At 70.2% G+C, this 235-nt stretch carries 1 pseudogene; it reads left to right on the plus strand.

Annotation, left to right across the window (positions count from 1 at the left end):
* Positions 1–235, plus strand: a pseudogene (locus SB756_RS35475) (histone deacetylase family protein); the annotation flags it as partial.

Here is a 235-nt window from a genome sequence, read left to right on the forward strand (position 1 = left end):
GCAGGCCGCCTACAGCGCCGCCCAGGTCGCCCTCACGGCCCAGGCGGCAATCCAGCAGGGCGCCCATTCGGCCTTTGCCCTGTGCCGCCCACCGGGGCACCACGCCGCCGGCGAAGTCATGGGCGGTTATTGCTACCTGAACAACGCCGCCATCGCCGCCCAGGCCTTCCTGGACCAAGGCAAGCGCAAGGTCGCCATCCTCGACGTCGACTACCACCACGGCAACGGCACCCAG

Source organism: Pseudomonas sp. SIMBA_068 (assembly GCF_046534705.1).
Classification (GTDB): domain Bacteria; phylum Pseudomonadota; class Gammaproteobacteria; order Pseudomonadales; family Pseudomonadaceae; genus Aquipseudomonas; species Aquipseudomonas putida.